Source organism: Pseudomonas sp. O230, from assembly GCF_045447035.1.
GTDB lineage: Bacteria > Pseudomonadota > Gammaproteobacteria > Pseudomonadales > Pseudomonadaceae > Aquipseudomonas.
Genome location: NZ_JBJGXN010000008.1, coordinates 422,169 through 431,367, shown reverse-complemented (window position 1 = coordinate 431,367; position 9,199 = coordinate 422,169). Strand labels below are relative to the sequence as shown.

The following is a 9,199-nucleotide window of genomic DNA, read 5'->3' as shown; positions in this document are numbered from 1 at the left end:
TCGTCAAGATTAAATTCCGAAACCCCTATCTGCGTATGCAGGTAGGGGTTTTGTTTTAGTAGAAGTCACCAATTTTGCTGGCACGTTACGATGTAACGGTCTGGTCACAGAATTTCTTGACGACCATAGAGCATTGGAACCACCTGATCCCATCCCGAACTCAGCAGTGAAACGATGCATCGCCGATGGTAGTGTGGGGTTTCCCCATGTGAGAGTAGGTCATCGTCAAGATTGAACTCCGAAACCCCTGTCTGCTAACGCAGACAGGGGTTTTGTCGTTTTGGGCTTGATAAAAGCCCGACTGGCCGTCTCGGAGAAACAAAAAAGCCAGCCCTTGGAAATCAAGGGCTGGCTTTTTTATAGGTCGGGTATTTAGAACTGGTAACTGTCCGAATTGCCGTACACCGGATTAAACGCATCAATCGGCGCAAGTCCGCCGCTGTTCCAGTCGACCACGGTTTTGCGGCGCTGATAGTCCGCCCCCATCAACACGGTGTGCTTGGTCGTTCCGGTGAAGAACTCCGCTTGCAGCATATTATCGACGATGAGTGCGTGGAGCTTTTCGTCACCGCCGGTGTAATAGCGGTTCAACTCATTGCTGGTCGGTGTAGTCCAGCCATAGGCATACACTTGATCGATTTTCACCTTGGAGTCGAGGTAGCGCAAATTCTACCGTGCGGTGAAAGCATCATTGAAACGGTGCTCGAACTGATACCCGAAGGACTGTTGATCACGGCGGTAACCGTCGATACCCGGCTCTCCCTCGAAGAAGTGGCGGGAGATACGACTGCCATTGCGTTGATGAATCGTTCCGTCGGCCGGAACGCCGTCGTCATAACCGCCATCTGTATCGTGTTGCAGATAGGCTTGAACGGTCAGCGAAGTATCTTCGGTGAAATAGATGCTTGCCGTCGGTGCCAACGCGAAGCGCTTTTCCTTGTTGTGGTCGAACTGTGTGTCGGACTGATCCACCAAACCTGTCAGGCGATAGGCAATGTGTTTGTCATCATTTACTGGGCCGCTGAAGTCGAAACCCACCCCCCGTTGCCCTTGCGTACCCACCGTGGCTTGAACCTGATGATAGGCCTCGTAGAGCGGCTTCTTGCTGGTCAACGACACGAGGCCGCCAGGCGAACTACGGCCGTACAGCACCGACGACGGCCCTTTGAAAATATCCACGCGCTCGAGGAAATACGGGTTCACTTGCATGGTGCTGAAGGTGCCGCTGTCACCCATGGATTTGAGACCATCGAGGTAGATGTTTTCCACCGAGCCGTCATTGAAACCGCGCATCGCCACGTAGTCGTAGCGATAGGTTGCGTCGTAGGGGTTGGTCAATACGCCGGGGGTGTAGCGCATCGCCTGGGAGACGGTTTGTGAGCCTTGGTCGTCCCTTTGCTCGCGAGTCACTACCGACACACTTTGCGATGTTTCCAGCAGCGCGGTGCTGGTTTTGGTGGCGATCTGGCTGTGCGTCACGTTGTAGCCATCCATGCTGCCGAGTGCGTTGACCTGCCGCTCCAGCGTCACCCACCATCGGGTGCGGTAGCGCAGTTGTACCGGTAAGGTTCGTGGAAGGATTGCCAGCAGTTTTTCGGTGTCCTCCAGCCGGAAGACGCCGGACAGTCGCAAGTCGGCAATATCTGCTGCGCACGTCAGATAACCATGGCGGTAGCGTCCGACCTCCTGCAGGAAATCGCCAAGACGCATGTTGCGGGTGACGATCAGGCCGTCGACCCAGGCGCCGACGTCCATGTCCTGCGGTGGGGCCAAGCGCGCCCTTTGGTGATCAATCACATAACTCTGACCTGCTTGCACCTGAGTCGGTACGCCATCGGCCGGCAGCGGCGAATGAATCGCGACCATGCCTCTGGTCACGCTGAGCCGCGTGCAGTCGGCTTCCTGGCGAAGGATAAAACGTGCGGCCATGCCCTCGTACACACCGTGGCGACTGTGCACGTGTAGCGGTCGATCCAGCGAAGATCCTTCATCGACGCCGCCGCACGTCACGATGATTTCGCCACCGGGCAATTTGATCAGACGCTGGTGCGCGGTGTAGTCCAGATCCACCGCCGTGGCGGTGTTCAGCTCCAGTCGCGTGCCATCTGGCAACTGGAAACCACGGCGCTCGCCCGTAGCGGTGGCGAAATCCGTAGTCCACTGTTGCCAGCCCGTCAGGTCCCTGCCCAGCCAGGCTGCCGATCCCATCAGCAATGCGCCCGACAACAGTTTCAAGGCCTGGCGCCTGCCCAGTCCTTGAGCACTGTTTTCCAGCGTGTTGAAAGCGACGTGGGCGCCGGGTACCGCACGCAGATTGTTGCTTAGCTCGGCGTGCAGGGACTGCACCCGCTGCCAGGCCAGTTCATGTTCCTGATGTTCGGCCCGCCAGACATCGCATTGCTGACGCAGCCTGGAATTGCTCGCGTTGTTACGCAAGCGCAGCAGCCAGTGGATGGCTTGTTTGACCACTTGTTGATGAGGTTCGCCACGCCGACCGAGTGATGGATTATCCACAGGCATCATGTTTCGTACCGCAGCAGGTAACAGTGATAGAGCGCATTGGCGACATAGCGCTCCACCGAACGCAGGGACAAGCCCATCTGCTCGGCGATCTGTTTGTGAGTGAGCCCTTCGCACTGCGCCAGCAGAACTGCCTGACGCACTTTCGGCTTCAGTCCTTCCAGCATGCGCGCGATGCTTTCCAGCAACTCAATCACCAACGCGCGGGCTTCAGCGCTCGGCGTTTCGGCCTCGGGCAAATGGGCGATGGTGCGCAGAAACGCGCAAAGGGCCTTGAGTTCCAGGCGTTCGGTTTTTTGCAGCAGACGCACAAAGGTGTCCTGGGCCAGATCCGTCGCATCGGCCGCATTGCCCAGTCGGGCGCGCAGCCACGTGTTGAGCCAACCGTAATTGCTACCGTAAAGCGCCTGTACTGCAAACTCAGGTGAGGACATGAACGCAGCAGTCCCAACGTTACAAATGATAATAAGTCGCATTGTTATCAATGGTCGGGGAATGTGCAACAGCCGCTCGAACAACCGTCATCACCCAAATGCTACTCAGGCGCTCTAGCACGCCTTTCAGCGGGTATCTGACGGAAATGTCGGCCATTTCGTACATGTTCCTAAGCTTTATCCCGTTTGTGCCGACAGACTGGTGAGACATGCGTGCACCAAAGTAGAGCGGCCGTAGAAGCCGCTTGAGCTGTACATGGAATGTTGCAACCCGGAACGCATCCCCACTTTCTGCATAGAAGTCCCATGAAATGAATCTCAAGTTCAGCCATAAAATCCTGTTGGCCGCCTCCGGCGTCGTGGTGCTGGCTTTTGCGTTGTTCACTTTGTACAACGACTATCTGCAGCGAAATACCATTCGGCAAAACCTCGAATCCTCTGTGCAACAGGCCGGTGACTTGACCGCCAGTAGCGTGCAGAACTGGATGAGCGGCCGCGTGCTGGTGCTGGAAAACCTCGCGCAAAACGTCGCTCATCAAGGCGCCAACGCCGATCTGCCGGGTCTGGTTGATCAACCGGCCTTCACCTCGAACTTCCAGTTCACGTACGTCGGCCAGACCAATGGCGTGTTCACTCAGCGCCCGGACGCGAAGATGCCGGACGGCTACGATCCGCGTCAGCGTCCCTGGTACAAGCAAGCGGTTACCGCTGACAAAACCATGCTGACCCCGCCTTACATGGCCGCCGTCGGTGGCCTGGTCGTGACCATCGCCATGCCGGTGAAAAAGAACGGTGAATTGCTTGGCGTGGTCGGCGGTGACCTGAGTCTGGAAACCCTGGTGAAGATCATCAACTCGGTGGACTTCGGCGGGATTGGCCATGCGTTTCTGGTCAGTGCCGACGGCCAGGTGATCGTCAGCCCGGACAAAGACCAGGTCATGAAGAACCTGAAGGACATCTACCCCAACGCCGGCCTGCGAATCGAGAAGGGTAATCAGCAAGTCACCCTGAACAACCAGGAACGCATCCTCTCGTTCACTCCGGTGAACGGTTTGCCGAATGCGGCGTGGTTCATCGGTCTGTCGATTGATAAGGACAAGGCCTACGCACCATTGAGCCAATTCCGCACCTCGGCGTTGATCGCGATGTTTATCGCTGTCGCCGTCATTGCGGTGCTGCTGAGCCTGCTGATCAACGTGCTGATGCGTCCACTGACCACCATGGGCCGCGCGATGCAGGACATTGCGCAGGGCGAAGGCGACCTGACCCGTCGTCTGTCCGTGGAAAGCAAAGACGAATTCGGCGAACTGGGCGGTTCCTTCAACCAATTCGTGGAGCGAATTCACGCGTCGATTTCCGAAGTGTCCTCAGCCACGCGTCAGGTCCATGACCTGTCGCAACGGGTGATGGCATCGTCCAACGCGTCGATTGTCGGCTCCGACGAGCAAAGTGCGCGCACCAACAGTGTGGCGGCGGCGATCAACCAATTGGGTGCCGCCACCCAGGAAATCGCTCGCAACGCCGCTGATGCCTCGCAGCACGCCAGCGGCGCGAGCGAGCAGGCGGACGACGGTCGTCAGGTGGTGGAAAAAACCATTCTGGCGATGACCGAGCTGTCGCAGAAAATCAGCCTGTCGTGCACGCAGATCGAAACCCTGAACGCGAGCACCGATAACATCGGGCACATTCTCGATGTGATCAAAGGCATCTCCCAGCAGACCAACTTGTTAGCGCTCAACGCCGCCATCGAAGCGGCCCGCGCCGGTGAGGCCGGTCGTGGTTTTGCGGTGGTGGCGGACGAGGTGCGCAATCTGGCGCATCGCACGCAGGAGTCGGCGGAAGAGATTCACAAGATGATCACGTCGTTGCAGATCGGCTCGCGTGAAGCGGTGACCACTATGAACGCCAGTCAGGCTTCCAGCGAACAGAGCGTCGAGGTGGCGAACCAGGCGGGCTTGCGCCTGGTCAGCGTGACTCAGCGCATCGGCGAAATCGATGGCATGAACCAGTCGGTGGCCGCGGCAACCGAAGAACAGACTGCGGTGGTGGAAACGCTCAACGTCGACGTCAACCAGATCAATCTGCTGAACCAGCAGAGCGTGGCCAACCTCAATGAAACGTTGAAGGATTGCGATGCGTTGTCGTTGCAGGCGAATCGGTTGAAGCAGTTGGTTGATAGCTTCAAGATCTGACCGCGTTATCGTTCAATCGCGGGCAAGCCCGTTCCCACAGGATTTTTTGGCGAACACAAAGTTTGTGTCCAGCCGGGATACTGTCGGAGCGGGCTTGCCCGCGAAAGCGATGGCTCAATCACCAACAGGCTGAGTTATAAATAAACAACTTCAGCACATTATTCATCGCATCATCGGCAAACCCCTGCACAAAATCCTTGAACCCTGGCAGCGCCTCGGCACCGCCCTGGGCCGGTTCGGCGATGATGGTCCACGTCGCCCGGGACTTGCCCTCACCCAGCGCTTCAACCGTCATCGCCGCCCACAAATTGGCCACGCCCAAGGTGTTGTAAATCGTGGTCCAGGTCATGCTCCGCGCCTGGGCATCCCGCGAGTTGAGTTGCTCGACCACCAGGTTGCCGTCCTTGAAGAATTTCTTGCGCAGCGATGACACGCCTTCGCCGGTCATCTCGATGTGCGACAACGCCGGGATGAACTGATCGAAGCCGGCAAAGTTGCCGACCACCGCCCAGACTTTTACGGCCTGCGCCGGCACGTCCACTGAAGACACGACGTGGCAGCCTTGAGGGTTTTTGACCAGGGTATCGGGTTGCAGGTTTTTCATGGTTTTGCTCCGCTTGAGTGAGTCAGATGAAGTTGATTTGTTTGAGGTAATCGCAGCCGCGACGCAGCAGCGCCGGGGATTTTTCCGGGTAGTGCGCACCCATCTGCCGCACGCCGGCCTGAGCGTTGTCATGGCCGATCATCGAGATGTCGCCGATGTCTTCTTCGAAACCGTTGAGGTAAAAACCGAGCACGCCGAACAGTGCGTTGTCGCTGTCGACCCGGCCCAATTGCTGCTGCCAGTCGGCGACGCTGACCATGGAAAATTCCCGCCCCGCCTCACGGAAGGACGCGACGTAATCGTCCCAACTCAGCGGTTCGGGGTTGTGCAGGTTGAACACTGCTTTTTCCGCTGCATATCGGCTGGCGTGGAAGGCGATGAAACGGGCGAGGAAATCCACCGGCATCAGGTCGAAATTCAGGGCGAATTCCGGCACCTGACCGAGCTGGATCGAGCCTTTGAGCATCAGCATCAAACGGTTTTTATGCGGCTGGCAAACGCCGCTCAGGCTGTTGAAGCTGATGTTGCCGGGACGGTACAGATTGACCCGAACCCCGCGCTCCCGAGCCCTTTCCAGGATTCGTTCGCCGACCCACTTGGACAGGTTGTAGCCGTTCTTGATGTAGATCGGCGGGGTCTGCGCGGCGGGCAATTCGAGCACCCGGCCGTCAGCAGAAATGGTGCTTGATGCCGACAGCGTCGAGACGAAATTGAAGATTTTTTTACTGCGTCCTTCGCACAGACGCAGGCACTCGAAAATCGGCTCGACGTTGTCCCGCGCCAGCGACTCGTAATCCAGCACGTGATTGACGTTGGCGGCGTTGTGCACCAGCGCGCCGTACTCGCGATCCAGGCGCTCATAAACCTCCACCGCGAGCCCCAGCGAGGGCTGTGTGATGTCCGCCGCGTAAACCCGCACCCGGCTCAAATCCAGATGCTCCAGACGGTTTTCCCGCAGTGCATGAGCAAAGCGTTCCGCCGCCGATTGCCCGCCGCCATCGCGCACCAGACACGCCACTTCGCTGGCGCCCCACGCCAACAATGCCTCGACAATATGCACACCGACAAAACTGTTGGCGCCGGTGACGATTACCTTGTGCACATCGCCCATGCGGCTGACGGGCAACGGCTCGATATCCAGTTCGCGGAAGGCATCCGCCATGGCCTGTTCGCTCAACACCTCTTCAGTGCCGGAGCCGCGCACCAGCGTCGCCAGTTTGGTAATCGTCGGCAGTTCGATGAAGCGGTTGATCGAGATGCTGCGCCCGAACTCTTCACGCAGGCGCAACAGCATGCGCGACAGCAGGATCGAGTGGCCGCCGAGATTGAAGAAACTTTCATCGGTGGAAATGTCGCTGGCCGGCAGTTCCAGCAGCTCGGCCCAGATCTCCAGCAGCAGCGCTTCATCGGCACTGGCCGGCAAGCGTCGCTCGCTGTTTTCGGCGAGGCTGACGGGCAGACTCAGCAGCGCCTGGCGATCGGTCTTGCCGTTGCTGGCGAACGGCATGCTCGCCAGTTCGGTCCAGGCCGTGGGTTGCATGTAGTCCGGTAGAAACTGAGTGGCGTGCGCTTTCAGCGCTTCACGGGCAGCGCCCGGTTGCTCTTCCTGAGGCTGGGCGAGGAACGCCAGAATCCGCCGTTGGCTGTCGATGACCACGGCCACCTGGCGGTACAGCTGACTGTCGCGCAGGCAACGTTCGATCTCCTCAGGCTCGACCCGAAAGCCGCGAATCTTCACCTGATTGTCCCGGCGTCCGCACAGCTCGATGCCGGCGCCGGTCCACTTCGCCATGTCGCCGGTGCGGTAGGCCCGCAGGCGCTCACCGCTCGGCAGGCTGACGTTCAAATAGCGCTCGGCGGTCTGCTGCGGATTGTTCAGATATCCCAGGCACACGCCCGGTCCGACGATGTACAACTCGCCGACGGTCTGTTCGGCCACCGGCTGAAAGTCCTCGTCGAGAATCAGCACCTGACTGTTGGCAATCGGCGCGCCAAGGGTGCGATTGCTGTCGCCAGCGCGCAATTGCCGCGCAGTGATCAGCACCGTGGCTTCGGTCGGGCCGTAGAGGTTGTAGAGGTTGCCCTGCTGGGTGAGCTGCTCGATGACATAGGGTTCGCACACATCGCCACCGGTCATCACGTGATCGAGCACCTGCAACTGCTCCAGCGGCAGAATACTCAACAAGGCCGGCGGCAAAAACGCGTGGCTCAAACGTTGGTGGCGGATCAGCTCCACCAGTTGCAGCGGATCACGGCGTTGGTCATCGCTGGGCACGATCAGTTCGGCGCCCTGCAACAGCGTCGGGAAAATATCGATCAGCGACGAGTCGAAACTCAACGACGAAAACTGCAACGCGCGGCTCTGCTCGGTCAGTTGCACATAGTCGGCGTACCACGCGGTGAAGTGCGCGAGGTTGGCCTGGCTGAGCAATACCCCTTTGGGACGGCCGGTGGTGCCGGAGGTGTAGAGCGCCATGCACGGCGCATCGAGGTCCGGGCGCTGGCGCATCAACGGTTGGTCGAGATCCACGCCGTCGATGTCGATGGCGCTGATGTCCAGACTGGGCATCTCGCACGCCAGTGGATGCTGCCCGTCGTGCAGCAGCAACACGGCGCCGGCATTCGACAGAATGTAGTGCTGACGTTGCAGCGGATGGCTCGGTTCCAGCGGCAGATACACCGCGCCGCTGCCGAGAATCGCCAGAATCCCCGCGTACAACGCGCTGCATTTCGGCAGGCAAATGCCGATCACCCACGGCCCGTCGAGTTGTTCGAGCATCGGCTGCAAACGCTGCTGGATGGCGCGGCTGTGAGCATGCAGTTGCCGATAGCTGAGGGACGTGCCGGCAAGGTTTAGCGCGGGTCTTTCGGCGGACTGCATGAAGCGCTGTTCAAGCCGCTCGATCATCGGCACCTGAGCGAGTTGCAGCAACCGAGGATCAGCAGTGGAATTGAGCCGATGGATGAAGGCCAGGTGCTCCAGAAATCGCAGACTTTCCACCTGCTTGAAAGGCGCCGGGGTCGCTGGCTCGGCCAGTAGAAAATAGTCGGCGTCCCGCGAGAAGCGACTGACCAGCAGTGCTACATGGTCCACCAGTTCCGCCACCGCCCGTAGGCGCAATGCCTGGCCGTTGCCCGAAGGTTCGTCGGCAATCGGCACGCGCGTGAGCAGTGTCGAACCGTGTAAACACAGCAGGTCCAACGACGGAAGGCCTGAAGCCTGCGGCACGTCGATGCCCAGTTGCAGCGTCAGTCGCGATGTCGCGCCGAAGTCCGCAAACGGCAGGCTTGTGTCGTCGATCAGCAGATCGAACGTGCCCCCCGCAGGCTGACCAACCTCCTCAAGCCGCGTCAGTGAATGACCGTGTTGTTCGAGCTCCAGCGCCAGGTCGGTCTGGGCCTGGCTCTGCCCGATGAGCAGAATGTCGAGACGTCTCATGATGTGCTCC

At 59.2% G+C, this 9,199-nt stretch carries 4 protein-coding genes, 1 rRNA gene and 2 pseudogenes; 2 read left to right on the top strand and 5 right to left on the bottom strand.

The genetic code is table 11. The features are described from left to right. Positions 1–115 precede the first annotated feature (115 nt). Positions 116–231: ribosomal RNA gene (gene rrf, locus ACI77H_RS19900) — 5S ribosomal RNA — on the top strand. Between the two features lie 159 nt (positions 232–390). On the opposite strand, the pseudogene ACI77H_RS19895 reads toward rrf, so the two are convergent. The 3 genes and pseudogenes from ACI77H_RS19895 to ACI77H_RS19885 all read right to left on the bottom strand — a co-directional run. Further along, positions 391–1,509 (bottom strand): annotated as a pseudogene (locus tag ACI77H_RS19895) (TonB-dependent siderophore receptor); the annotation flags it as partial. A 6-nt stretch (positions 1,510–1,515) separates the two neighbouring features. Then, positions 1,516–2,520, bottom strand: a pseudogene (locus ACI77H_RS19890) (FecR domain-containing protein); the annotation flags it as partial. After that, positions 2,520–2,954, bottom strand: a complete 435-nt coding sequence (locus ACI77H_RS19885; RefSeq protein WP_407013412.1) for a sigma factor-like helix-turn-helix DNA-binding protein — start codon at positions 2,952–2,954, stop codon at positions 2,520–2,522. The gene ACI77H_RS19885 and the pseudogene ACI77H_RS19890, both read right to left, overlap by 1 nt. A 311-nt stretch (positions 2,955–3,265) precedes the next feature. Here ACI77H_RS19885 and ACI77H_RS19880 point away from each other — a divergent pair, with 311 nt between their 5' ends. Then, complete coding sequence (locus ACI77H_RS19880; RefSeq protein WP_407013411.1) at positions 3,266–5,146, top strand: methyl-accepting chemotaxis protein; 1,881 nt, start codon at positions 3,266–3,268, stop codon at positions 5,144–5,146. A gap of 118 nt (positions 5,147–5,264) precedes the next feature. On the opposite strand, the gene ACI77H_RS19875 is transcribed toward ACI77H_RS19880, so the two are convergent. Next, positions 5,265–5,750, bottom strand: a complete 486-nt coding sequence (locus tag ACI77H_RS19875) for an SRPBCC family protein (protein WP_407013410.1) — start codon at positions 5,748–5,750, stop codon at positions 5,265–5,267. Positions 5,751–5,772: 22 nt separating this feature from the next. After that, positions 5,773–9,189: an amino acid adenylation domain-containing protein gene (locus ACI77H_RS19870; protein WP_407013409.1), complete on the bottom strand. Its 3,417-nt coding sequence runs from the start codon at positions 9,187–9,189 to the stop codon at positions 5,773–5,775. Positions 9,190–9,199 lie beyond the last annotated feature (10 nt).

Excerpts from the sequence above, each read along its gene's own strand:
- ACI77H_RS19885 (WP_407013412.1), bottom strand. The coding sequence starts at position 2,954 with ATGTCCTCACCTGAGTTTGCAGTACAGGCGCTTTACGGTAGCAATTAC.
- ACI77H_RS19880 (WP_407013411.1), top strand. The coding sequence starts at position 3,266 with ATGAATCTCAAGTTCAGCCATAAAATCCTGTTGGCCGCCTCCGGCGTC.
- ACI77H_RS19875 (WP_407013410.1), bottom strand. The coding sequence starts at position 5,750 with ATGAAAAACCTGCAACCCGATACCCTGGTCAAAAACCCTCAAGGCTGC.
- ACI77H_RS19870 (WP_407013409.1), bottom strand. The coding sequence starts at position 9,189 with ATGAGACGTCTCGACATTCTGCTCATCGGGCAGAGCCAGGCCCAGACC.